18 protein-coding genes, 4 pseudogenes and 1 other annotated feature are annotated in these 25,207 nt (G+C 60.4%); of the genes and pseudogenes, 11 read left to right on the forward strand and 11 right to left on the reverse strand.

What is annotated here, in order from left to right:
* Nucleotides 1–99 precede the first annotated feature (99 nt).
* The 3 genes and pseudogenes from H1204_RS28855 (at nucleotide 100) to H1204_RS28865 (ending at nucleotide 4,370) form a co-directional block, all read left to right on the forward strand.
* Nucleotides 100–1,418: pseudogene (locus H1204_RS28855) on the forward strand (MFS transporter).
* Entirely contained in the window at nucleotides 1,419–2,636 is a 1,218-nt protein-coding gene (locus H1204_RS28860) for a mandelate racemase/muconate lactonizing enzyme family protein (protein WP_180731867.1), read from the forward strand.
* A 66-nt stretch (nucleotides 2,637–2,702) separates the two neighbouring features.
* The gene (locus H1204_RS28865; protein WP_180731868.1) at nucleotides 2,703–4,370 is read left to right on the forward strand and encodes a GMC family oxidoreductase N-terminal domain-containing protein; all 1,668 of its coding nucleotides are present in this window, start codon (nucleotides 2,703–2,705) and stop codon (nucleotides 4,368–4,370) included.
* Between the two features lie 83 nt (nucleotides 4,371–4,453).
* On the opposite strand, the gene H1204_RS28870 is transcribed toward H1204_RS28865, so the two are convergent.
* Nucleotides 4,454–5,047, reverse strand: a complete 594-nt coding sequence (locus tag H1204_RS28870) for a YigZ family protein (RefSeq protein ID WP_180731869.1) — start codon at nucleotides 5,045–5,047, stop codon at nucleotides 4,454–4,456.
* A gap of 1,092 nt (nucleotides 5,048–6,139) precedes the next feature.
* Here H1204_RS28870 and H1204_RS28875 point away from each other — a divergent pair.
* On the forward strand, nucleotides 6,140–7,954 hold the full coding sequence (locus tag H1204_RS28875) for a hypothetical protein (protein WP_180731870.1): 1,815 nt from the start codon (nucleotides 6,140–6,142) through the stop codon (nucleotides 7,952–7,954).
* 371 nt (nucleotides 7,955–8,325) lie between these two features.
* Nucleotides 8,326–8,442, forward strand: a sequence feature (AL1L pseudoknot).
* Nucleotides 8,335–8,625 (forward strand): annotated as a pseudogene (locus tag H1204_RS28880) (IS3 family transposase); the annotation flags it as partial. Its footprint overlaps the feature before it by 108 nt.
* Before the next feature lie 325 nt (nucleotides 8,626–8,950).
* Here H1204_RS28880 and H1204_RS28885 read toward each other — a convergent pair.
* Nucleotides 8,951–9,464: pseudogene (locus H1204_RS28885) on the reverse strand (LysR substrate-binding domain-containing protein); the annotation flags it as partial.
* A gap of 298 nt (nucleotides 9,465–9,762) precedes the next feature.
* Here H1204_RS28885 and H1204_RS28890 point away from each other — a divergent pair.
* Nucleotides 9,763–10,806 carry a methyltransferase gene (locus H1204_RS28890; protein ID WP_180731872.1) on the forward strand — a complete coding sequence of 348 codons (1,044 nt, stop codon included), beginning with the start codon at nucleotides 9,763–9,765 and terminating at the stop codon, nucleotides 10,804–10,806.
* A 476-nt stretch (nucleotides 10,807–11,282) separates the two neighbouring features.
* Here the strand turns inward: H1204_RS28890 and H1204_RS51585 are convergent.
* The 4 genes and pseudogenes from H1204_RS51585 to H1204_RS28905 form a co-directional block, all read right to left on the reverse strand.
* A pseudogene (locus H1204_RS51585) lies at nucleotides 11,283–11,395 on the reverse strand (short-chain dehydrogenase); the annotation flags it as partial.
* A 70-nt stretch (nucleotides 11,396–11,465) separates the two neighbouring features.
* Nucleotides 11,466–12,587 carry an alkene reductase gene (locus H1204_RS28895; RefSeq protein WP_180731873.1) on the reverse strand — a complete coding sequence of 374 codons (1,122 nt, stop codon included), beginning with the start codon at nucleotides 12,585–12,587 and terminating at the stop codon, nucleotides 11,466–11,468.
* Between the two features lie 27 nt (nucleotides 12,588–12,614).
* Nucleotides 12,615–13,229, reverse strand: a complete 615-nt coding sequence (locus tag H1204_RS28900) for a GNAT family N-acetyltransferase (protein WP_180731874.1) — start codon at nucleotides 13,227–13,229, stop codon at nucleotides 12,615–12,617.
* Between the two features lie 29 nt (nucleotides 13,230–13,258).
* Nucleotides 13,259–14,374: an alkene reductase gene (locus H1204_RS28905; RefSeq protein ID WP_180731875.1), complete on the reverse strand. Its 1,116-nt coding sequence runs from the start codon at nucleotides 14,372–14,374 to the stop codon at nucleotides 13,259–13,261.
* A gap of 442 nt (nucleotides 14,375–14,816) precedes the next feature.
* On the opposite strand from H1204_RS28905, the gene H1204_RS28910 reads away from it, so the two are divergent.
* From H1204_RS28910 to chrA, 3 genes are all read left to right on the forward strand, one after another.
* Complete coding sequence (locus H1204_RS28910) at nucleotides 14,817–15,401, forward strand: TetR/AcrR family transcriptional regulator (RefSeq protein ID WP_180731876.1); 585 nt, start codon at nucleotides 14,817–14,819, stop codon at nucleotides 15,399–15,401.
* 110 nt (nucleotides 15,402–15,511) lie between these two features.
* Nucleotides 15,512–16,120 (forward strand): TetR/AcrR family transcriptional regulator, encoded by a 609-nt coding sequence (locus H1204_RS28915; RefSeq protein WP_198001227.1) that lies wholly within the window; start codon nucleotides 15,512–15,514, stop codon nucleotides 16,118–16,120.
* A gap of 1,509 nt (nucleotides 16,121–17,629) precedes the next feature.
* The gene (gene chrA, locus H1204_RS28920) at nucleotides 17,630–18,865 is read left to right on the forward strand and encodes a chromate efflux transporter (protein WP_180731878.1); all 1,236 of its coding nucleotides are present in this window, start codon (nucleotides 17,630–17,632) and stop codon (nucleotides 18,863–18,865) included.
* A 456-nt stretch (nucleotides 18,866–19,321) separates the two neighbouring features.
* Here chrA and H1204_RS28925 read toward each other — a convergent pair whose 3' ends face one another.
* From H1204_RS28925 to H1204_RS28940, 4 genes are all read right to left on the reverse strand, one after another.
* On the reverse strand, nucleotides 19,322–20,263 hold the full coding sequence (locus tag H1204_RS28925; protein WP_180731879.1) for a 3-hydroxyacyl-CoA dehydrogenase NAD-binding domain-containing protein: 942 nt from the start codon (nucleotides 20,261–20,263) through the stop codon (nucleotides 19,322–19,324).
* Between the two features lie 3 nt (nucleotides 20,264–20,266).
* Complete coding sequence (locus H1204_RS28930; protein ID WP_180731880.1) at nucleotides 20,267–21,187, reverse strand: 3-keto-5-aminohexanoate cleavage protein; 921 nt, start codon at nucleotides 21,185–21,187, stop codon at nucleotides 20,267–20,269.
* Nucleotides 21,188–21,224: 37 nt separating this feature from the next.
* Complete coding sequence (locus H1204_RS28935) at nucleotides 21,225–22,490, reverse strand: MFS transporter (protein WP_243468694.1); 1,266 nt, start codon at nucleotides 22,488–22,490, stop codon at nucleotides 21,225–21,227.
* Nucleotides 22,491–22,705: 215 nt separating this feature from the next.
* Nucleotides 22,706–23,410 carry a Crp/Fnr family transcriptional regulator gene (locus tag H1204_RS28940; protein ID WP_180731882.1) on the reverse strand — a complete coding sequence of 235 codons (705 nt, stop codon included), beginning with the start codon at nucleotides 23,408–23,410 and terminating at the stop codon, nucleotides 22,706–22,708.
* A gap of 112 nt (nucleotides 23,411–23,522) precedes the next feature.
* Between H1204_RS28940 and H1204_RS28945 the strand changes: the two genes are divergently transcribed.
* Together H1204_RS28945 and H1204_RS28950 are read left to right on the forward strand one after the other, a co-directional pair.
* The gene (locus H1204_RS28945; RefSeq protein ID WP_180731883.1) at nucleotides 23,523–23,957 is read left to right on the forward strand and encodes a thioesterase family protein; all 435 of its coding nucleotides are present in this window, start codon (nucleotides 23,523–23,525) and stop codon (nucleotides 23,955–23,957) included.
* Nucleotides 23,958–23,985: 28 nt separating this feature from the next.
* The gene (locus H1204_RS28950; protein ID WP_243468695.1) at nucleotides 23,986–24,744 is read left to right on the forward strand and encodes an SDR family oxidoreductase; all 759 of its coding nucleotides are present in this window, start codon (nucleotides 23,986–23,988) and stop codon (nucleotides 24,742–24,744) included.
* A gap of 153 nt (nucleotides 24,745–24,897) precedes the next feature.
* Here the strand turns inward: H1204_RS28950 and H1204_RS28955 are convergent, their stop codons facing one another.
* A complete protein-coding gene (locus tag H1204_RS28955; RefSeq protein WP_243468798.1) occupies nucleotides 24,898–25,197 on the reverse strand; it encodes a cytochrome C in 300 nt (99 codons plus the stop codon).
* Between the last annotated feature and the right edge of the window lie 10 nt (nucleotides 25,198–25,207).

The raw sequence follows: 25,207 nt of genomic DNA on the forward strand, positions 1-25,207 counted from the left end.
TAACCATAAAAAGCACACGCTGCATTCATAACAAAGTAACGGAGACACGACGGCCACGGCGCATGCTGTGCTCCTCGCGCGTCTCTCAGGAGCATTTCAGTGGCAAGCCAACCTCTTCAAACGGACGCTTCGGCGCGCCGTTCCGCCAACGCAACCGACCAGTCCGGCAACAAGGCACAGCGCTATGTGCAACTGTTGCTGCTCGTCATCGCGGCCGGCGCGATTTATCCGATTCTCTATCTGCGCCAGGTCTATCAGCCGACGATGCTGGAAGTGTTCCACATCAGCGAAAGCCAGCTCGGTTATCTGTATTCGATGCTCGGCACGATCTTCCTGCTGAGCTACCTGCCGAGCGGCTGGCTTGCGGACCGCATCGCACCGCGCCTGCTGATCAGTTTCTCGCTCGTCGCGACTGGCCTGCTCGGCCTGGTGTATTCGACCGCGCCGTCGTTCAATCTGCTGCTGATGATCTTCGGCGGCTGGGGCCTGTCGACGGGGCTGACGTTCTGGGCGGCCGTCATCAAGCGCGTGTCGTTGATCGCGGGCGCTGACGAACAGGGCCGCTTCTTCGGCTTTCTCGACGGCGGGCGTGGGCTGATCGAAGCGATGCTCGCGACGATCGCCATCACGCTGTTCGCGTGGCTCACGCAGACGAAGGGCGAACCGGCCGCGGTCGGCTTCAAAGTCGTGGTGTATATGTACGCGTTCCTGTGCATTGGCCTCGGCGTAGTGCTCGCACTGGTGAAAGACCCGTCGTCGAAAGCGGAGCAATCGAGCCGCGCGCAAGCGGCCAGACGCAGCAACGTGATCGCCGATCTGATCACGCTCGCGAAGATTCCCGAACTGTGGCTCGTCGCGGCGATCGTGTTCTGCGGCTATCAGGTGTTCTGGGCGACCTACAGCTTCTCCGCGTATCTGCATGAAGGCGAGATTGGTTTGTCGGTGGTGATGGCGGGCACGATCACGACGCTCAAGCTGTGGATGCGTCCAATCGGCGGCATTGGCGGTGGCTTTCTCGGCGACCGCTTTTCGAAAGTGACCGTGCTGATCATCGCGCTCTTTCTCGCGTCGCTCTCGCTGGTCGGCCTGATCGCCGCGCCGCAGATCAGCAGCCATGTATTGCTGGTGTTTCTGGTGCTTTTCATCGGCGTGCTGACGTACGCAATTCGCGGCTTGTACTGGTCGCTGCTCGATCGCTGCAACGTGCCCGTCGAGACGATGGGTCTCGCGATTGGCCTGATTTCAGTACTCGGCTATTCCCCGATGTTTTCCTGCCGCTCATCAACGGATATCTGACGCAGAACTATCCGGGCGTGCATGGCTATCAAATGTACTTCGGCTACGTGGCCGCCGTATCCGCCGTCGGCGGCTGCGCGGGCCTCGTGCTGCGCAATATGCTTAACAGGAAGGAAGCGTAAATGAAAGTCGTCTCGCTCGAAACGCATATCGTCGCCGTGCCGCCGCCGCATATCGGCGGCATGTACTGGATCTTCGTCAAGCTGAAGACAGATTGCGGCATTGAAGGCGTCGGCGAAATCTATTCGGCCACGTTTCATCCGAATGCGATGGCGCCCATCATCGAAGACGTGTTCTCGCGCTATCTGCTCGATAAGGACCCGCACCACGTCGAACGTCTGTGGCGCGAAGCGTATTCGAGCGGCTTCACGCAGCGCCCCGATCTGACGATGATGGGCGTCGTGAGCGGCCTCGAAATGGCGTGCTGGGACATCATCGGCAAGGCGGCCAACAAGCCGGTGTACGAGCTGCTGGGTGGCCGCGTGCATGAGCGTCTGCGTTCGTACACGTATCTGTATCCGAAGAACCGTCGCGGCGAATACGACTACGACGATCCCGATCTCGCGGCCGAATGCGCGGCGGAAAACGTCAAGCGTGGCTTTACGGCGGTGAAGTTCGATCCTGCTGGCCCTTATACGGCTTATTCGGGCCATCATCTGTCGCTCGAAGTGATGGACCGCTGCGAAACATTCTGCCGCAAGGTGCGCGAAGCCGTGGGCAGCAAGGCCGATCTGCTGTTCGGCACGCATGGACAAATGGTGCCGGCCTCGGCGATCCGCCTTGCGAAGCGCCTCGAAAAATACGATCCGCTGTGGTTCGAAGAGCCCGTGCCGCCGGGGCAGCATGAAGCCATGGCTGAAGTTGCGCGGCACACGAGCATTCCGATTTCTGCCGGTGAGCGCCTCACCACGAAGTACGAATTCCACAAGCTGCTTGAAGCGGGCGGCGCGTCGATCATTCAATTGAACGTGGCGCGCGTCGGTGGCCTGCTCGAAGCGAAAAAAGTGGCGACCCTCGCCGAGGTGTATTACGCGCAGATCGCGCCGCACCTCTACAACGGTCCCGTCGGCGCCGCTGCGAGCATTCAGCTGGCGACCTGCACGCCGAACTTCCTGATTCAGGAAAGCATCGGCACGTGGGGCGGTTTCCATGCGGAAGTGATCAAGACGCCGATCCGCTGGGAAGACGGCTACATCATTCCGTCGACGGAACCGGGCCTCGGCGTCGAACTGAACATGGAAGTCGTCAGGCAGCACACGCCGTACACGGGCGAGCGTCTGCATCTGCAGATGGCGTCGAAGCCAGCCGACGTGAAGGATCTCGCGCCCGCCAAGGGCTGAGTGCGCGAACCTGCCATCACGTACTCCACGTATTCCACGTATTGGACGCCTGCGGGCGAATAGAACATGAATTACGACTACATCATCGTCGGAGCGGGATCTGCGGGCTGCATTCTCGCCAACCGTCTGTCGGCGTCGGGCCAGTACTCGGTGCTGCTGCTCGAGGCCGGGCGCGCCGACGATTCGTTCTGGTTCAAGATTCCAGTTGGTTTCACGAAGACGTACTACAACGAAACCTACAACTGGATGTACTACAGCGAGCCGGAGAAGGAGCTCGACAACCGCTCGCTGTATTGCCCGCGCGGCAAGGTGCAGGGTGGCTCCGGTTCGATCAACGCCATGATCTACGTGCGTGGCCAGGAACAGGATTACGAGGACTGGGCGCAAGCGGGGAACAAGGGCTGGTCGTATCGCGATGTATTGCCGTATTTCCGCAAGCTCGAATCGCATCCGCTGGGCAACACCGACTATCACGGTGCGAATGGCCCGATCGGTATTTCGCCGATGAAGGATCACGCGCATCCCATCTGTCACGTGTTCGTGAAGGGCTGCGAACAGGCTGGCTACAAGCGCACCGACGACTTCAACGGTGCGCAGTTCGAAGGCGCGGGCATTTACGACGTGAACACGCGCAATGGCCAGCGTTCGTCGAGCAGTTTCGAGTACCTGCACCCGGTGCTCAATCGCAAGAACCTGACGGTCGAGCGCGAAGTGCTCGTTACGCAGGTGCTGTTCGACGCGAACCGGCGCGCGACGGGCGTCGTCGTCAAGCAGAACGGCAGTGCGCGTCATTTCACCGCGAAGCGGGAAGTGATTCTTTCGGCGGGTGCAGTCGATACGCCGAAGTTGCTGCAACTGTCGGGCGTTGGCGATAGCGCGCTGCTCGCAGAACATCGCATTCCCCTCGTGCATCATCTGCCTGCTGTCGGCCAGAACCTGCAGGATCATCTTTGCGTGAGCTTCTACTATCGCTCGAACGTGAAGACGCTGAACGATGAAATGCGCCCGTTGCTGGGCAAGCTCAAGCTCGGCTTGCAATACCTGCTGACGCGCAAAGGCCCGCTTGCAATGAGCGTGAATCAGGCCGGTGGCTTCTTCAGAAGCAGCGAGAAAGAGGCATTGCCGAATCTTCAGCTCTATTTCAATCCGCTGTCGTATCGCATTCCGAAGAGCAACAAGGCGAGTCTCGAACCGGAACCGTATTCGGGCTTTCTGCTGTGCTTCAATCCGTGCCGCCCGAGTAGCCGCGGCTCGATCCAGATTGCGTCCGATCGCGCGGAAGATGCCGCGAAGATTCGCATCAACGCCCTGACGACGCACAAGGATATCGACGAAGCCATCGAAGGCTGCGAGCTGGTACGGAAGATCATGTCGACGGCGGCGCTCAAGGACATCACCGTCGAAGAGATTTCCCCCGGCCCGCAGGTGAACGATCGCGATGCCTTCCTGCAGTACTTCCGCGAGCAGTCGGGTTCGATCTATCACCTGTGCGGTTCGTGCGCGATGGGGCCGGACGACGGCAACTCGGTCGTCGACGAACGTCTGCGCGTGCATGGCATGTCGGGCTTGCGGATCGTCGATGCGTCGATCTTTCCGAACATCACATCAGGCAATATCAACGCACCGACGATGATGGTCGCGGAGAAGGGCGCAGAGATGATTCTCGAAGACACGCTGGCATTGGCAGGTGCGCAAGCGAAGGAATCGGCGAAGGTGTTTGCTGCGGCGCATTGATCGCCGGCAAGTTGCAGGTTTTCCAGAGCGGCCGCGTTGCACGGAGTACTCTTCCGGCACGCGGCCGTTTTGCTTTGATTTGCTCAGACGTTGTCGGGGAAAACCGCGCGGCCTTGCGTCATGTCGCGCAAGGCTTCGCGCGCGGCGTCGATGGCCGTGACGGGCATGCGGATCGTCAGTTGCACGTTCATGTCGTACGCACTCGCTTCGAGCGCGTAGTTTTCCTGTTCGATCCAGCGTCGCACGCGGGCCTCGTCGGGATAGCCGATTTCGACCTGCAAGGATGCAAGCGCGATCCGCTCGACACGCGGCGCGTCCTGCAGCGCGGTGGCGATCGCGTCTGTATAGGCGCGCACGAGGCCGCCCGCGCCGAGCTTCACGCCGCCGTAATAGCGCACGACAGCGGCCAGCACGCCGTCCAGATCGTGATGACGCAGTACTTCGAGTATCGGGCGCCCCGCTGTGCCCGACGGCTCGCCGTCGTCGGACATGCCCGACTGCCCACCCGCCAGCAGCGCCCAGCAAACGTGCGTGGCCGTGGGATGTTCTTCGCGCAGGCGGCGCAGTTCTTCCATCGCGGCGTCGCGGTCGGCGACGGGAATCGCGTAGGCGATGAAGCGGCTTTTGCGGATGTCGAGTTCCGCCTGCAGCGCTGAGGGGAGAGTGAAGGTCGGCAAGGCGGCAGGCGTCGGTTGGTTCGGGTGCGGTCAGGGCGCTATCTTAGCGGATGTGCCTGAGCGGTCGGGTTGCCGCTATTTTGACGCATTCGGAAAGAGTCTCTTGTTAACTTGTGTGATGACGCGCTCGGCGCGCGAACCGATAATGCAACGCATGGCGGATCTAGCTCTGGCTGGGGCGACGCCGGACTCCTCATTCGGTGATCCGTCATTCTTCACTTCAATCAGCGAACTGCGGCATCGCTGAGACCGTTGCTGCATAAGGCGTTCCGCCTGAGTTACCCGTCCACGCCGACTGTGCCCAGATTATCCGGAGTCGCGAACGAGCAGTGGGCGGGAATCGGGCCGGTGAATCGCCAGCGGCAGCGCTGCAGCGCGATATTTCGGCCGGTGAGGGGCAACTGATGGCGCTCGCCCATCACACCGGGCCGTCACGCAAACGGCTTGTTCACTTCGTAACCTGTCCGATGTCCGATGTCCGATGCGCGCATTTCGGCCATTGTTGACGTTGGGGCAGGCTGCGCTGTACGTCAGCAATGCGACGGATTGCCGACGGTGGCGGAGTCGAGCAGCCTGACAGCAACTTTCTGCATCAGCGAATTACACTCCCGACCCAAAGCAGTCCCGCAGATAGCGCCACAGCAGCCGTTCACGCCCTCCGAAGAGTGCCCAACGGATCGGCGCACGATCCAGTCTGCGCCGAGCAAATGGCCGCGCGACCTAACGACACCCCTTCACCATCTTTCATTGTCCCGGCACTTATCAACTCCATTCAGCGCTCTGTTCGGTAGACCACATATCGACCGTATTCGGATTCGTCGGAGTGAATCCGGATGACTAATCTCGTATCAAACTCGCGTCGTTGATGCGTGCACCGTCCGACTGTCCGCGGTCCACGCCCCCCTTTGCAGATCACTAGCAATGAATTCCGTATCGCGCGGAAGCCGATAGAAAAACGATCGTATCGATATACAACACGCCTAACTGGTCGGTGAAATCACACCCGCTCTGCGCACGCGGTTTGCGTCTTAACCACCTTTGCGCATCAACCGAGTCGCTTTCGCCGGATATCTAACGACTGGCGAGGTAGCGATGAACTTTCAACGTTTTCTTGCAGCCATTGCCGTCATTATTGTGACGTCCTGCTCCGATCTGTCGACTGTGCTGGACAGACAGGAAAAGAATCTCGCTATCGATGGCGTCTATGAAAGACAGTTTCATACAGCGCTCTACTTTCCTAAGGGCGAAGCACTGCACTACCCCGGTTATCTGGTCGGGATCGAAAAGAGTCCGCGAGATGTCGTGGGCGGCCCGACGCCGGCGAACAGCTTCGCATACCCGGATGCAGACTATATTGTTGGGGATAAAGCGCGATGGCCCTCGAAGACGACCAGCGACATCCTTAAGTTGTATGAAGACCATCGCAAGGCGCTTTTTCTCTCTCATATTGTTCGGTACGGCGCGCCTTTGGTGGTGAAAAAAGGTAGTGAATCGTCAGCATTGATCGACCAATGCTTCGTTTATAACGCTTTTGAATCTCAATTTCCTGGCGACAGTAGCAGTGTGGTCGCGTGGCGCCACTGCGGGCTGCGACCAGGCGAGAGTGACTTGAATCAAGTAAAGGTTCAGATACCTTCCGTCTCAGGTACTGCCAAGGGGGAACGCAACATCACCAGGGACCAGTTCCAGGAAGCAGGAGATACGAAAGAAATCTACAGCGGCGGCCTCAAAGCACTGAAAAAGCTCGAGTGCGGTCTGGTGGCGCACGTGAACGCCGAGCACTATACCCACCTGGTTATCATCGTGATGGGCTGGAACACGTCTCAGGATGAAGCGATCCGGAACTTTAACGACATCGTCGGCAATATGGTTGAAGCCTCGGAGGATCGACAGTTTGCCGCGAGGTTTGCTGGCGCAGGTGATGCAGAGATCGCCGAAGCGCAATTCAAGCCGCTCGTCGTTGGTGTGACGTGGCCATCCTACTGGAACAAGTCGAAGTTGGACTTTTTCAGCTATTTCGACAAAGCCGACGATGCCGACGAGTTGGGACTAACCTGGCTCAATGTCCTCGTGAACCGGACCATCCCTCTCGTTCTGGCACAACCGCAAAAAGACAAATCCGGTAAGTTGACTTCGTCACACTCGCTGCGTGTCGTTTTGATCGGCCACAGTTTCGGTGCACGTGCGGCAATGCGCGCGTTATTTAGTGGACCAGTTCTCACTCCTCATGCCGATCGCAAGAAGCCTCAACCTGCGGGTGGACCCGCGAAACCCACGCCGATGGTCGATCTTGCCGTGGGTCTGGAAGGCGCTGTCAGCGTCAACCGATTCATGCCATCGGAAAGCGCGGAGGGAGCACCGTATCGCGACTATGCATCGATCGGAACGAAGATTGTTCTTACCGCATCCGAATACGACCACGCCACTACACTACCTGTGTGGTACAAGCCGTCCGGTTCGGCGCACGTGTGGCGTGAGGAATGTACAAACGCAACTGACGTTTTCGACTGCTGGAGCGCCGCCGACACCTTTGCTTACGCCAGCAGACCCGATAAGGTCACCGGCAATTTTACAGTGTGCCCGTTCACCGGCGACGGCAAGTGCGTCCCGGTATCGACGCTGCCCGCGAAAACCGACAAGAGCAAGATCCTGTACTTCAACACGAGCGAAGGGATCACGAGGTACAACTCGCCGGACACTGGCGGAGGTGCGCATAGCGACATTTACCGACTTCCGATGGGACGTCTTCTGTACATGTTGACGGAAACGTATGCGCGCCCGTACGCCCAGAACGATCCAGGACGTCAGATTGCCCCGTCAATCATTAAAGACGCCGAGACCGCAGCAAAGGATTGCGCTTCCACTGGATTGACGACCGCCGGGACCGAAGACTCGTTGCGTCAATAATCATACGAGGCTTGAGTCGGCGTTGATCGATCGCGGCGTCTCTGCTCAGCATAGGGGTGCCGGAAAGTATTGGCCGCAAATTGGGCGGAGGTTCGCCCGGCGTTCTCGATTTTCGTCAAATAGTACATCTGAGGCCGGTTGACGTACACAGATTTGAACCGCCCCGAGTTTGGTGGAGGCTCCAACTCTTGAGAGTGATTCATCGGGTTCTGCCCGACCCCGAAGGATGAAGCGCACGACTGCTGCAGGCGGATCTGGGAAGGAATACGATCACGAGGCAGCGGTGGTCGAGGTCGGCCCATTATCTGGTGCACTGAGCCCGTTTGAGAGTTGGACCCGCAACCCTGCGAGCACCCCGAATTGTGACCGAGGGCACATGTCGCCCAGGCGGAGTTCGACCGCCGGTTGAAGTCCTGAAGGCCTTTATCGATCAGCATCGCGACGCCTTCGGGGTCGAGCCGATCTGCAAGGTCTTGCGGATTGCCCCGTCGGGCTACCGGCGTTATTCCGCACAGCTTCGCGATCCGTCGCGGCGCTGTGCCCGCACAAAACACGACGAGTTTCTACGGCCGCAGATCGAGCGCGTCTGGCAGGACAACATGCGGGTCTATGGCGCGGACAAAATCTGGAAGCAGATGAACCGGGAAGGTATCGCAGTGGCACGTTGCACCCGCCGCTCATGCGACGTTCATTGTGTTGCATCGACCGGTTGAATCCGCCAGTTTGAACGGACATCTAGCCTCGATGCGGACCAAGCCGGGCGGAACCGGATCCTTCTCGGCGGCAGACAATCAGCTAAAACTCACTCGCCCCCTCAGTCCGTACATACGCCGACCGCAAAACGGGCTGAGCTACCTATCGTTCGCTTCGGCCGGCCTCAATCCCTGTACGAATACGGTAGCCAGGCACTCACGCAGGCAACGCAAGCCCTTGATCTTTTCGATGCAGTGAAACATCAGCGTGGATCGTCGGATCGTGCCGTTCCAAACATCGCTGTCATCGCCTCCGCTCCTGGAACCCGGACTTCAATGCGTCGACTACCAGTTCAACCGCCCTTGATGACTTGTGGCGGCTCGGATAATAGACACGATGCCCGACGAATTGGATACCAATCTTCGAGAACCCAGGCGAGACGCTTAGCGTCGACGTGTGGCTGCACCAGTTCCTTCGGTACGTAGGCCAGCCCGAAGCCAGCAAGCGACGCCTCGACCATCTGATAGACGTTATTGAAGGTGAGCTGCCCCTCGACGCGGACCTGTAGCTCACGCCGCCCCTTGCTCAACTCCCATGCCAACGGCGAATTCCTCATCGGCAGGCGCAGATTAATGCAATTGTGCCGCGTCAAGTCCTGCGGCCTTTTTGCCTCGATCCTCGACTGAAGGTACTCCGGGGATCCGACGAAAACCATCGTCATATCGGGAGCAATGCGCATTGCGATTATGTCCTTCGCCACCGGATCGCCGAAGCGGACGCCGATGTCATACCGACGGGCGACCGGATCCCAAAGCCCCCGGCCGGGAGCCCGACGCCGTGGGCCGTTCCCAATGATGACGAGGCAGAGCCAGACCTGGCCCACCATCGGGCACGGCTGCGATGAGCTTCCCGCGATCGGTTGGCTTGTCGGCATTAGCATTGATGGTGACTAGCCACGAGCATCCGGAGCGAGACGGTCGGTTGCGGCGAACATACCGAGGGGCTCGAGTTCGTCTGTACGGTAGCGAACGCTTGAAAAAGTTCGCTTCGCCTACCATCGTATCTGACGCGTATTTACATGTTCCCCGGAAGCAATGATGGAAAGCACACCGAGCATGGATCAACAGGAGCCTGGCGCTGACAACACGCGCCAGCGCGAACCCTCCCCTGACCGGCTACTTCAACTGGGCATGGGGTTCTGGGCGTCCAAGACCCTATTGTCCGCAGTCGAACTCGGTGTGTTTTCGCGCCTCGCGACCGGTCCCCACGACGCTGCACAGCTCGCTCAGGCACTCGAACTGCATCCGAGATCGGCCCTTGATTTTCTTGATGCGCTGGTCGCATTGAATCTGCTGGAACGCGAAGATGGGAAATACCGCAATACGCCAGACACCGAGTTTTTTCTCGACATGGCCAAGCCCAGCTACGTAGGTGGATTACTGGAAATGGCCAACGCGCGACTATATCCGTTCTGGGGTTCTCTGACGGAAGCCCTTCGCACAGGGCAGCCACAGAACGAGGCAAAAGGGGGTGGCAACCCCTTCGATGCGATGTATCGCGACGAACACAAACTAAGGGCTTTCCTGCGGGCGATGAGCGGGGTCAGCCTGGGCGCGGCGAAGGCGATTGCGCAGCAATTCCCCTGGCAGAACTACAGCACCTTCATTGACATCGGCGCGGCCCAAGGTGCCTTACCTGTGCAGGTCGCGCTCGCCCATCCCCACTTGCGCGGCGGCGGCTTCGATCTGCCGGTAGTGCGCCCTGTATTTGAAGAATACGTAACGTCGCACGACCTGCAGGACCGGCTGCATTTCTATCCGGGCGACTTCTTCAAGGATCCCTGTCCGGCGGCTGATGTGCTCGTGATGGGACACATTCTCCACGACTGGGACCTCGGGCAGAAACTCGAGCTCCTCGCGAAGTGCTACGCGTCGCTACCTCCCGGCGGTTGCCTGATCGTCTACGACGCGGTAATCGACGATGAGCGCAGGCGCAATGCCTTTGGCTTGCTGATGAGCCTCAACATGCTTATCGAGACACCTGGCGGTTTCGACTATACCGGCGCGCAGTGTCGCGAATGGATGCAGGAAGTCGGCTTCACGCAGGTACGCGTCGAGCCGCTTACCGGTCCCGATTCAATGGTGATTGGCACCAGGTAGAAACTCGCCTGGAAATCCGAAGGCATTCTCATGGGCGCGAACTGACGCCACGGTACCGGTTTGGCGCGGCTGGCGCGTTGCGTGCGACATGCCGTCGCTTGCAACGTCGGATGTCCGATGCGGAGCAGCCGCTCGAATAGCCACGCGACTGCGATCTCGAACGATGGCTCCTGGCCGATAGCACCAATTCGAGAACGCTTTGCGGAGCGATCGTTGAGATCCTCAATTGCTGCTCACTGGCAGTTGATGTGAACGGGTACTACCGGCCAAATGTTGCCGCTCGCACATCCCACAAAGCCGTCATTCGAACGGCTGGTCTGCATTCGACATCTGCCGGATTCCCAGAGAGATCACGCACGTTTGCTCAGGCAGCAGCAAACATGTCGTTGAACTCGTTGACCCATGCGTGCTCGTTAGGGCCCGGACTAGTGATATCGAGCCAAACCGCGCGCGTGCCGGATTCGCAGACGCTCCGCGCGACGGCCCGAGATGATCACCTGATTGCCGAGCTGGTGGAGCGCTTCGGCGAGACCGCGGCCAATGCCCGACCCGCGCCCGTGATAAAGAGCGTATTGCCTGTGAGTCTCACGCGATGCGCAGGATGTCTGCATGCGATCCATGCGACAGGGCAACCATTGCCGGAATGCAGTGGCAGCGCATCAGGCCGTCACGGCCTGAAAAGCGGGGTAGTCGGTATAGCCTTCGGCCGTCGGGCCATAGACCTTCGGCCAGTTGATTTCGGCAAGCGGCGCATTCATGGCGAAGCGCGCCGGCAGGTCCGGATTGGCAATGAAAGGGCGGCCGAACGCGACCATGTCCACCAGCCCGGCTTCGATTAGCCGGTTGCCACGCTCACGATCGGTATCGACGTTGGCGATGACGTTGCCGCGATAAAGCTCGCGGAAATGGCGGAACATGCCGTCGCCCGCGAGCGCCGCGAGCGGCGTTGCCGACAGGTCGGCCATTGCGCCCATCAACAGCAAATGAGAGAGGTCGTAATCGTTGAGCCGTCCGATCACGTATTCGGACGTGGCGAGTGTCTCGTCAGTCGATACGAACGCGCCCGTCTCGGACGTCGCAGGTCCCGTCTTGATCCCAGTGCGTTGCGCGCCAACTGCCCCGACCACTGCTTCCAGCACCTCGAACAGAAAGCGCGCGCGGTTCTCCACCGAACCGCCATATTCGTCCGCGCGGAGATTCGTGCGCACGTTGAGAAACTGGTTGAACAGATAGTGATAGCCTCCCTGGATCTGCACGCCGTCAAAACCCGCTGCGATTGCGTTGTGCGCTGCGCGGCCGAAGTCTGCGACCGTGCGGCGGATGTGGTCCTTTTCCATCGGGCGCGGGACGACGGTGTCCTTGCGGCCCGTCGAAGTCACGCTCTGCTGTTCCGGGTTGACGGCGGAAGCGGACAAAGGCGGCTTGCCGGCGTGGAAATCGGGGTGTCCCAACGAACCCGTGTGCCACAGTTGCGCGACGATCCGGCCACCCGCGCGATGCACCGCGTCCGTTACCACGCTCCAGCCGCGTACCTGCGCGTCGCTCCAGAGTCCCGGCACGTCCGCCCAACCGACCGCCTCCGGGCTCACAAAAACCCCTTCGCTGACGATCAACCCCGCCGCCGCGCGCTGCGCATAGTACTCAGCATGCAGGGCCGTCGGCTCGAACTCGGCGTTGGCGGCGCGCATGCGCGTGAGCGGCGCCATCACGACGCGATTTGGCAATTCGAGGCCCCCGAGCCGGATCGGCGTGAGAAGGGGTTGGCTGCTGTCGATGCTCATGATGATTTCCTGTGAAGTTTTACGGATTTACCGAGAATACGATGGTGATTGGGTTTGGTTGGTCCGCCGGGTCAACTCGAGCGACAAGGCCCAGAGGAAGGTCGAATTCGGATCGTAGGACGCCTGGAATCCAAGTCGCTGCGCGAGCCTGACCATCCCTTGGTTATCTGCGAGCGTCGTACCATACAGACGCGTCAAACCCGATTGCCGTGCAAGCGTGATCAAGCTCGACAGCAGTTGGGTGCCGAGCCCTCTGCCTTGCCACGCGTCGCTGATCACGATCGCGCATTCGGCGGCATCGTGCTGGCCCGGCTCCATTGCGTAGCGTGCGACGCCGATCTGCTGTTCGCGACCGTCGGTCACTACCACCGCGATCACCGCGCCTTCGCGCTGAGGATCGATATGGGTCCACCGATGCATCTCGTCGGAGGTCGGCCGTCGTCCCGACATCAAACGCTTGTACCCGGTCGATCGCGACAGTCCATTGACGAAGTCGCGTTCGAGTTCGAAGTCGTCGGGTACGATTGCACGCAACAGCACCGACGTGCCGTCCTTCGCCTCCCATACGTGCCGGACAGCTTCGGCCGGCACGTCCGAAATCGTTCGGCAAGTCGCGTACGGTTCGAGAGCGCGTGTGGCCATGTCGACTTTCACCTCAGCAGCAGCGCAGGTTATGCCGCCGCCTCTTGTTCAAGCGTCGGGTAGTCGGTGTAGCCGCGGTGGTCGCCGCCCCAGAAGGTGTCGCGGTCATAGGGATTCAGCGCGGCACCGGCACGGATACGTTCCGGTAGATCGGGATTGGCGGCGAAATGGCGGCCGAATGCGACGAGATCTGCGTTGCCTTGCGCGATGATCTGCTCCGCGCCATCGGGTTCAAAACCGCCGGCGGCGATAACCGCACCGTTGAAGCGCTTGCGCAATTGGGCGGCCGCAACGGGCGGCTTTTCGGGCACCGGCGCTTCGACGCCTTCGATGCGCGGCTCGATCACATGCAAATAGGCGAGATCGAAGCGATTCAGCTGTTCGGCCACGTAGCCGAACAACGCTTCCGGATCGCTATCGGACATGGACGCCCACCTGCCGCTCGGGCCGACGCGTACGCCGACACGGCCCGCCCCCCACACCGAGATGACCGCCTCGGTCACTTCGAGCAGCAGACGGGCGCGGTTTTCGATCGATCCGCCATAGGCGTCAGTGCGCTTGTTGCTGCCGTCCTGCAGGAACTGGTCGAGCAGATAGCCGTTTGCGCCGTGAATTTCGACACCGTCGAAACCAGCGGCCCGCGCGCGTTCGGCGCCGCGGCGGTATTCCTCAATGATGCCGGGGATTTCTTCAATGTTGAGTGCGCGGTGTTGTGACACCGGCACCCAGCCGTCCCTGGTGACGACGACCTGCTCGAACGGCACCACCGACGGCGCGACGGGCGGCACGCCGCCGGTCATCTCGACGTGCGATTGGCGCCCCACGTGCCACAGTTGCAGGACGATGCGGCCTCCCTTGGCGTGCACCGCGTCGGTCACCTTCTTCCAGCCGGCGATGTGTTCGTCGGCATAGATACCCGGTGCGCCAAGATAGCCGCGGCCGACGATAGATACCGGTGTTGCCTCGGAGACGATCAGGCCACCCATGGACGCACGCTGGCCGTACATCTCGGCCATCAGATCGCTGGGGATATCGGTCGGTTGCTCGGCGCGAAGGCGCGTCAGTGGCGCCATCACCACGCGGTGCGACAGATCGATCTTGCCGAGCTTGATGGGTGAGAACAGGTGTTTGCGTATCGTGTTCATGTCGCGTTTTCCGAAAAGGACGAAACTCCGAGGCGCTTGCCATGCCCCGTGTCGAAAGACCGTTGGCAGGAATCGGATCCGCCAGGAAAGTGCTCGTCGAATAATATGTACGGTCGTAGTTTGTGCGCTCGCACTAACCCGGTCAAACGATTTTTTGCGGTACCGGCTTGGCGATAGCGATGTCAAAGCAGGGGGAACTACGTCAAATCAAGGCGCTCGGAGATTATTCGAGTTTCCCGAAAACATAATTCGATGGCCCAACGTTGACGCCGCGAGGCTCCGAGGGCATGCCCGACATCGGAGAGCATGCGGCTGCCGCGACCCGAACGCGGAGTTCGACGCGTCTGACGCTCCGCCTGCGCAACGCGCTCCAGCCAAAACTTGTTGCACCAGCCCACAGCCTCGCGTACTCTAATATGTACGTTCGTAGTAGACTGAGAACATGGTCACCAAATCATCGAACCGGGACAAACTCCTGACCGAAGGTCTGCGCGTGGTCCACGAGCGCGGCTACATGGGCGCCAGCGTGCGTGATATCGTCAGCGCCGCGGGTGTGCCACAGGGGTCGTTCACAAATCACTTCACGTCGAAGGAAGCCTTTGGCCTTGAGGTTCTCGATTTGTATTTCGAGGACAATCGCCAGGTGATCCGCGACACGCTGCTCAACGACGCGCTGCCGCCGCTGCAACGGCTCGGTGCCTATATCGACGCCAATCTCGCGCGATTGTCGCGGGACGAGATGCGCTACGGCTGCCTGTACGGCAATTTCTCGGCTGAAGCGAGCGACCACAGCGAAGCGATTCGCCATCGTCTGGTGGAAATTTTCGATGAGGTCCAGGTCGCGGTGACGTATTGTCTGCGTGTGGCGGTAACGCATGGCGACCTGCCGGCGTCGACCGATTGCGATGACTTTGCGGCGTATTTCGTAGCATCGCTGCAGGGTGCCTTCCTGCTGGCCAAGGCGCGTCGCACGTCGGCGCCCGTCGAACGATTCAAGCGGCTGGTGTTCACGAAACTGCTGATCTGAACGAAGCCCTCGTCGTGGTTCACGAGGCCGGCGCTCACAGCCAAGCACTGCCGCCCCGCTATACTGGGTGATTTCAGTTGACGGTCCGGGGTCCATTGATGGCGTCGAAAGTGCGCGACAAAATTGTCGATGCGGCAGCAAGCTGCTTCCATGACCTGGGTTTCAACGGCTGCAGCATCCAGGATATCGTCGACAAGGGCGGCGTTCCGAAAGGCTCCTTCTACAACTATTTCAAGACCAAGGAAGTTCTTGCCGTCGAGGTGCTGGCGCTCTACGCGCAAGGTACCAGGCGCGAAATGCTGGCCGATAGCAGCACGCCGCCGGTCGCCCGCCTACGCGGCCATTTCGAATTCATGGCGTCGCGCTACGCCGCCTTTGGCTACAGCAAGGGCTGCCTGATCGGCAACTTCGCCGCCGAAAGCTCCGACCACACACCGCTGATCCGCGCTCATCTGGCTGACTCGCTCGCGCGCTGGACCGAAGCGGTCGCCAACGCTATCCGTGAGGGGCAGGAGGACGGCAGCATCGTCGCCGGTCTCGACCCGGTCGGCACCGCGCGCTTCCTGATCAACAGTTGGGAAGGCGCCGTCGTACGCATGAAGATTGCCAGCAGCCGCGAACCACTCGAGGACTACTTCACTATCGCGTTTTCGCTGCTTGTCAGCCGCGAAAAGACCGTCGGTACCGGCAAGAAACCCTCCCGCAAAACAGCGGCTTAAACGACTCGCGCCACGGCGGTATTGCCTCATGTCGGTACGATCGGCGGACAGGCAATCCTGCTTCGCCCGATGAGGTCTCCGGCGTCCCTGTACGTCAACACAGGAGCACGCTCAGTCGGCCACTGGCCCGCACATCAAGCGATGCGTCGCAGGACGGATGGATGGTCTGTGTTGCCGATGCGCGGGCCGTCGTAGAATAAATCTCAATCGTATGGGTTGAGCTGCCGATTACGGCGGATTCGCTCGGGGCATGAGCCGCATGGGGAATTGAACCGACAGGCCGGCTGCGTGAATGTCGCTATACCAACTTCAAGCATCAACGATCTCATCCCGCGAATGTCCGATGTAAATCCGGGACGCGCCGCACGGGTCGCAAGATGACGGCCGGCCGCTCAGGGTCGGGTGCCGTCCTCTAGCAGAGCGAAAGTTGACATTCGAAGTGACAGGTCGTCCAACGACCGCAGAGCAATCTATGGCGACCTTTGGCCGGCGATCGACCCAATGACCGCAATGGTTCGGTCCACGATCGGCCGTTGTGCGTCATGACGCGGCTACGCCGCAAACAGAGGGGAAGGCCCGCCAGAAGGGCTTTGGTACCTGGCTTCAAACCCGGTACAGCGGGCTCTGGACCTTGAAGCGTGGTACAGACATGCAGTCAACGGTGTGCCCAAATCTCGCCCATAATCCAGGCGGACCGCCCGGAAACCCTTGTAAAACCGTGATAATCCCGAACTTGACCGGCGCGAGACTATTCCTTGAAAATCATGAGGTTAGGTTTGGTTCCAGTCGAGGTGATTGGACTCCTCATCCGGTGATCCGTCATTCTTCAACTCAATTCAGCGAACTGCGACATCGCTGAGACCATTGCTGCATAAGGCGTTCCGCCTGAGTTACCCGTCCGCGACGGCTGTGCCCAGACTATCCGGAGTCGCGAACGGGCAGTGGGCGGGAATCGGACCGGTGAATCGCCAGCGGCAGCGCTGCAGCGCGATATTTCGGCAGGTGAGGGCGGGCAACGGTTGGCGCTTGCCCACCGCATCGAGCCGTCACCCAAACGGCTTGTTCACTGCGTGACCTGTCCGATGTCCAATGCGCGCATTTCGGCCTTTGCGGTTGTGCGGATCGCCGGCCAAGGGGCGCTACAGGTTCCGCAGCGGGCGTTGCACGACCTGTCACTTCGAATGGCAGCTTCTCGCATCCCTGAGGACGTCACCTGACCCGTTCGAGACAGTCACGAAACATCCGCGAACGCCCGCCTGTTGGGCAGCATGAGACGGTCACGGCGAGCGCACAGGGTAGCGCCTAAAAACCCGAGCCGTCCCCATAGACGGATAATGACATCCGAGACCAGGTGCGAATGGCGCAGCATTGACCATTCACCGCACTGCATGGTGAGACCGGATCGAGTCATAATTAAACCCCCCGATGCTGTCGACCCCCGAACAACGATAGATGACCGAGATCTTCATGCGGGCGTGCTGATCTTCTCAATCTGGAAAACCGGCAATCATGGAAACAGGTATCACCTCTGCGCACTCGACTCGGGAGGGTTCCGCACCGGAGGTTCTCGCGGTTTTCCTCAAATTGGGGCTGACGTGCTTCGGCGGTCCCATTGCCCATCTGGGATACTTTCGCCGGGAATTCGTTGAGAGGCGCCGCTGGCTTGATGACGAAACCTTCACGGATCTGGTCGGGCTCTGTCAGTTCCTTCCGGGACCGGCCAGCAGCCAGGTGGGGTACTCGATCGGTCTCTTGCGAGCGGGGTGGCTTGGGGGACTCGCGGCGTGGTGCGGATTCACACTGCCTTCAGTCCTGTTGTTGCTCGGCTTTGCTGCCATCGCCCCAAGTATTGGCGGCCTGGTCGGTGGCGGCTTGATCCATGGCCTGAAGCTCGTCGCTGTCGCTGTCGTCGCTCAAGCAGTTTGGGATATGGCGCGGCGACTGTGTCCGGATCAACGTCGTGCTGCCATCGCGCTCATCGCCATCGGGGTGCTCAGCATTCTGACGACCGTCTATGCGCAACTCATCGTTATCGCCCTCGGCGCTGTGCTCGGACTCGCGTTTTGCCAGACGACGACATCGTCAGACGCCAGTCGCTTACCACGACACGCGCACCCAATCCGTGTATCCCGCACGGTGGGTGCCGTCGCGTTGATCCTCTTCTGTGTCTTGCTGTTCGGGCTTCCCGCGCTGGTCCGACTCCACACGGGCCACGCACTCGAACTCTTCAATGCGTTCTATCGCTCGGGCGCGCTTGTCTTCGGCGGCGGTCACGTCGTGCTACCGCTTCTTCAGCAGCAAACCGTTGAGGCCGGCCTGGTCTCGTCGAACGATTTTCTCGCAGGCTACGGTGCCGCACAGGCCGTCCCGGGCCCCTTATTCACGTTCGCTGCATTTCTCGGATGGATGATGACGGAAGCGCCGAATCACTGGACCGGCGCGTTGCTCGCCACGGTGGGCATTTTTTTGCCGGGTCTGCTGCTCGTGCTTGCGGCGCTACCTTACTGGCAAGCGCTGCGCGCTCACCCGTCGATGGCTGCACTGCTTGCGGGGGTGAACGCGGCGGTCGTTGGACTGCTGGCCACCGCGCTGTACTCGCCAGTCTGGACCAGCGCGGTTCTCTCGGAGCTCGACTTTGCCATCGCAGCCATCGGTTTTTTCTTGCTGACACGCTGGAAGATTCCACCGCTCGCCGTCGTCGCGTTCTGTGCGCTGGCAGGCATTGCCGAGGCGACCTTGCACTGAATCGATGAGTGCACAGGGGAGGCAACGAGTGTCTGGCATCATGACCGTTGTCCGCTCGAAAGCCGACGGTCACGAGTCTTGTCTCTATGGCAGAAAGTGGCCGAGAGCACCAGTGCAAGGAAGGTGCGGTAGAGCTGCCGTTGAAATCTTCAACGGCAGCCTTCGGGCGGCTTCTGTGAATGAGTACAGTTGGCCAGATTCGGCCCCTCGGATATACCGCTTGCCGGTCGTTTGAAGGTCGGCTTTAACTTCGGAAGCGGCTGGTCAACCGGTTCGAAGTGAACGGCCTGCTCGCCACATCTGCTTCTAGTCCCCGGAAAACGGCGCGTTCGCCAGCGCGTTATGGCTCGCGTCCCTGAACTTCCCGGGCTTGCTCCTGTTCGATCCGTCTGTGCAGGTCAAGCTGGACGGGATGCCAATGCGCTCACTCCTCGAAGGAAAACTCGGCACCGCGCTCTACGGAAGCTCAGCACGATTCCGCTTGGCCTCCAGCAACTGAATCAGCAGTTCATCGCGCTGTCGAAGCATTTCCGGAAAATCGTACGACTCCAGTTCCGCACTAACGCCTGCCGCAATTGACTCGATGTAATCATCCGTCTCGGGATACTTACCCAAGTCTCTGGCCCACTCGCGCTGTGCCGCACCCAGATGCTGCAGCACATGCGTAATCCCACCAGCGCCACCAGAAGCGTGGAGATTGAGAAACGGACCCAGCAGCGCCCATCGAAGGCCAGGACCATGGGAGATCGCCGCGTCGATGTCTTCCACGGAAGCGATCCCGCGCTCCACCAGACTAATCGCCTCCTGCCATATCGCGGCCTGAAGCCGGTTGGCGATATGACCTTTGATCTCCTTGTTGACTCGGATGACCTTCTTGCCCGTCGACGCGTAGAACGCCATCGTCTTCGCGATGTTGTCGGGTGATGTGAGGCTACCCCCGCAGACCTCCACTAAAGGAATGATGTGGGACGGGTTGAATGGATGTCCCAACACAATCCGTTCCGGGTGTTTCGCGCCAGCCTGCATCTCGCTGATCGAAAGACCCGAAGACGACGAAGCGATGATGGTCTCCGCCTTCGCCGCCGATTCGATCTTCGCGATCAGTGCCTGCTTGACGTCCAGACGCTCGGGGCTGCTTTCCTGAATGAAACCGGCATCGCGCACCGCCGCGCCCAGGTCCGTCGTGAACGTCAGATTGTCGCGCGAGGCGCCCTCCGCCAGTCCCAGCCGCTCGACGGCCGGCCAGTTATCGTCGACCCAGTTGCGCAGGCGCGATTCGGCTCCTTCGCCGGGGTCCGTTGCCGTGACGGCGAAACCATGAGCGAGGAAGTGCGTCGCCCAGCCGGCGCCAATCACACCCGTGCCGACAATCGCGATGGTGGTGGGTCGCTTCGTCATTGCCTAAGCCTCCATGCCGACAGCCTGGATCGCTTCGCGCAGCGGCCGCAGGCCGATGATTTCGCGCGCCTCCGACGGCGTTGCCGGCTCGTAACCCATTTCGCGCACGAGGCGAACCAGCCGCTCGACCAGCTGGACGTTGGTCGCGAGTTCGCCCTGCCTGTAGTACAGGTTGTCTTCGAGTCCGACGCGCACATGTCCGCCAAGCAGCAGCGAGTTCATCGCGGCAGGCAACTGCGCCGCGCCAATGGCGCTGACGTTGAAAACGGTGTTGCGGGGCAGGTGGTCGACCATCGTCTGCAACAGCCGCGGCGTGTAGGGCAGCGCGCCCTGGAACGCATTGGCGCCGATAACGATATTGATAAAGTGCGGCGCGTCGTCGAGGCCCTCGTTGATCGCGCGCTGAACGTCCTGAACGATGTCGGCAAGGCCGAACACTTCCCATTCGGGCTTGATGCCGCGCGCTTTCATCATCTCCGCGATCTGCCGGATTCGCGAAGGCGGCGTTGCCACCAGGATTTCCTTGCCGCCGAAACTCGCGATCACCGTCTGCGCGTCGAGCGTGCACATCTCGACGTCATCGCCTTCCATGCCCCTCAGACGCTCTTCCCACTGGATTTCCCACAGGCCGTTGTCGAGTTCGCGAACCATGTCGCCATTGATGCCGCCACCCGTCGAGTTGTTGAGAATGATGTCGCACTTGTCCCGGATCAGGCGGTTGATCTGGCTGTAGATGGCGGGATCGCAGGTGGCCTCGTCGTCGGGACGTCGTGCGTGCACGGCAACCACACTGGCGCCCGCGTTGTAGCAGCGATACGTGTCGTCTGCGATCTCCTGCGGCTGCGTCGGCAGGGCGGGATTCATTTTCTTGCTGGCCATGCCGCCCGTCGGGGCAACGGTCACGATGACTTTGGGCTTGCTCATGTTGATGCTCTCCAGAGAAAAATGGTCTGAATGTTCGTTAGTGCGCGCTGGCGCTTTCGCCTGGGCCGACTCGAAGCGCGCTTTTGGGCAGGCCGAGGAGAATCGTGAGTCCGCCGCAGATGACGAGTGCCGTCAACGCCAGAAGTCCCATTTGAATGCTGCCTGTCGCGCCCTTGATCATGCCGATCAGCGTCGGGCTGACAAAGCCGCCGAGGATGCCCAGTGAACTGATCACCGCGATGCCCGCTGCGGCAGCGTTACGGTCCAGATACGTCGGCGGAATCGACCAGAACAGCGAGCCACCGCCAAAGATAAAAAACGATGCAGCGCAGAGCATGACCATGACGGGAACGACAGCAGTACCGAGATACGAAGTCGACGCCAGTGCAATTGCACCAAGTGCCAACGTTCCACCCACATGCCAGCGGCGCTCCTTGAAGCGGTCCGAACTGCGGCTGATGATGAGCACGCCCAGCGCGCCGAAGATATAGGGCACTGCCGTGTACCAGCCAATCGTCGCGATCGGGGCGATGCCGAGGCCTTTGATCATGGTCGGCAGCCAGAAGGTCAGCGTGTAGACGGCGCAGGCGCAGCAGAAGTAGATGAACGCAAGCACGTACGTCTTCGGGTCCGCCAGCGCCGCGGCGAGGCGTCCATGATGTCCGGCCTTCGCCTCACCACGATGGTCGGCAGCGAGAACTTTCTGCACCATCGACTTCTCGGCGCTGTTCAGCCAGGACGCACGGGCCGGACCGTCCGGAAGCATGCGATACAGCACGAATCCCAGCAGAACAGTCGGCAGCCCTTCGACGAGGAACAGCCATTGCCAGCCGTGCATGCCGCCCAATCCTTCCATGCCGCTCATGATGGCGCCCGACAGCGGGCCACCCAGCACGCCCGTAATCGGCATGCCGAAGAGGAACAGACCCGTGACACGGCCGCGGCGCTGGCTCGGATACCAGTACGTCAGATACAGAATGATTCCGGGGAAGAAGCCGGCTTCGAAGACGCCGAGCAATAGCCTGATCGCGTAGAACTGCCAGGGCGCCGAGACGAACGCGGTCGCCGCGGAGGCCATGCCCCACAGCACCATGATTCTCAGGAAAGTCAGCCGCGCACCGATCTTTTCGAGCAGCAGATTGCTGGGCACCTCGAACAGCAGATACGTCACGAAGAAAATGCCCGCGCCGAGTCCATACACTGCATCGGAAAACGCCAGATCGTGTTTCATCTGCAGCTGCGCATAGCCGATGTTGATCCGGTCGAGGAACGCGCAGACGTAAGCGACGAGGATGAGCGGCATGACGCGCCAGCTTATTTTCCGGAAGACGGCGTCTTCTACCATCTCGTCTGACGAATTCCCGACGAGCGCGGCTGTGGACGATAACGAACGGGCGCGAATCATTGCGTGTCTCCTGACCTTGTATGACACGCATTATTTCGGGCGACTGCCTGCACGACTGTCGATGGCGCGACAGTCGCGGACAGCGTAAACACCAAGTCGTCATGGACGCGGCGCTACCGGCCCAGATCCTGAAGCCCCGGCAGATCCAGCACGACGATGCCGCCGTATTCGGTGCGTACCAGACCCGCGTTCTTGAAGCGGGTCATCGCCTTGTTGCACGTCTGCCGCGAGACGCCGGCGAGGTTGGCGAGTTCTTCCTGGGACAGTTGCAGATGCGCCGCACCGCTCGGATTGGACAGCGGATGCACCATGCCGACGAGCGCTCTGGCGACAAGGCTATCCGTATCGAGCAGGCCGTACGCCGCGACGGCGCCCATGAACCAGTGCAGCCGCTCGTTGACCCGCAACAGCAGAAAATCGTTGAACGACGGATGGTGTTCGCGAAGCCATTCGAAGGTGGCGCGCGGAATCTGCGCGACGCGGCTATCGCGTAACGCGATGAGATCCGACTCGCGCGGCAGGTTGCGAATCAGCGTGCCTTCTCCGAACCAGCTGCCGACAGACTGGCCACCCAGCGTCACCGTTTGTCCGTCGCGGGCCGTGATCGACCATTTGATCAGCCCTTCGAGCACGCCGAACCAGACATGTTGACGCTCGCCATGATGTCCAAGAACCTGACCGGCTGAGACCGCGCGCTCGGATGCTTCAGCGCGCACGCGGGACTTTGCGGCTTCGTCCAGCTCGCCGAACCACGACGACTGCGCGAGCAGTTCGTCGAGGGTGAGCGACACCGTGACCGTCCGCTTTTGCCTCGTCATATCGTCACTCCAAAGGGAGTTGAACGGCTTCGATGCGAACTGTCGCCGCATCGACAGTGTTGCGCAGGCGACCCGCGCACAATGGCTGAACTGAAAGCAGGAGCATGGACCCGTGAGTAAAGAAACTGTCTATCGTATCGACGTGCAATTCGGCGATTGTGACCCGGCCGGAATTGTTTTCTTCCCGAACTTCTCGCGCTGGATGGACGCAGCGTCGCACGATTATTTTATACAGTGTGGCCTGCCGCCATGGCGGGAGATGCAAACGCTGCCGCATTGCATCGGCGCGCCGTTGCTCGAAGTTCATACGCGTTTTCACACCTCGGCAACCTACGGCGAAAGTCTGGTGGTGCATACACGAATCGAGGAATGGCGCGGCAAAGTCTTTATCCAGAGCCATCGGATCATGCGCAACGATACGCTGATCTGCGAAGGGCAGGCGACGCGCGCCTTGTGCGTCAAGCAGGACGATGGACGATTGAAGGCCGTCCCTGTGCCTGAATTTGTCCGCGCTGCCTGCGAATCAGTTGAGAACGTAGCGTATTAGCGAAACGTAACGGAGGTGGAATTTGAGCGTGCAGAAAGTTCTTGTGACGGCAGGTGCGTCAGGCATCGGTCGGGAAATCGTTCGTGCTTTCGCGAACAACGGTGCAAAAGTGTTCGTGATCGACGTCGACGCGAGTGGATTGTCGGCGCTCGCCGCGGAATCGCCGAACATCGACACTGCTGTCTGTGACATGGCCAGTCGTGCCGATATCGAACGCGTAGTGCCGGAAGCCGTTCGAGTTCTGGGCGGACTGGATGTACTGGTCAACAACGCGGGTATCTCGGGACCGACATCACCGGTTGAGAACTACGATCCCGATGCCTGGGATGCCGTCATGCAGATCAACCTGAATGGCACCTTCAACGTCACCCGGCTCGCGATCCCTTATATCAAGCAGTCGCTTGCGGGGTCGATCATCGTAATGTCGTCGGTGGCGGGTCGTTTCGGTTATCCGAATCGAAGCGCGTATTCCGTCAGCAAGTGGGGCTTGATTGGTTTCACGAAAACGCTTTCGCGCGAACTCGGCGAGTCCGGCGTGCGTGTCAATGCAATCCTGCCCGGTGCTGTGGAGGGTGAGCGTATCGAGAGAGTTCTGGCGGGACGCGCGCAGGTGAGCGGGCGGTCCGTGGACGACGAGCGACGGGACGCAATGTCGATCCAGTCGTTGCAACGCTTCGTCGATCCGCGGGATATCGCGGCGATGGCGGTCTTCCTTGCATCGGACGCAGGCAAGTCGATCTCAGGGCAGATGCTGCCCATTGATAACGACATGCAGCAGGCGTCCTGAATCGCTAGTCCGGCAAACGGGACCGTCGCTCGCAGCGGCAAGAAGTGGCACGACGAACGTGAACTTGCACGGTCGGCGCCTTGACGTGAACGCTCGCCCGACTCCCGATCGGGGAACGAGACCACCATTGGCAAAAGTCAGTTTACCTGGCCGCTATTGCGTCATCACCCATTGAATCAACTGATGGGCATCCTCGGCTGAAATTGGCCCGCCGCGTTCCGGCGGCAGCGGCATGGCGGTATCGCCCCAATGCGCACGCCCACCCTTTCTGAGCTTGATTTCGAGCATCTGTGTCGCGTTCGGTACGTTGCGGTAACGGTCGGCAATCTGATGAAACGACGGTGCAAGAAAAGGCGCATCGGATGTGTGACAGAACATACAGTGATGCTGATCGACCAGTTCGCCCGGTTCATTCGATTGTGCCCAGACTGGACTCACACCGGCGACGACAATGCTCGACGCG

The sequence above is a fragment of the Paraburkholderia sp. PGU19 genome, from assembly GCF_013426915.1.
Lineage (GTDB): Bacteria > Pseudomonadota > Gammaproteobacteria > Burkholderiales > Burkholderiaceae > Paraburkholderia.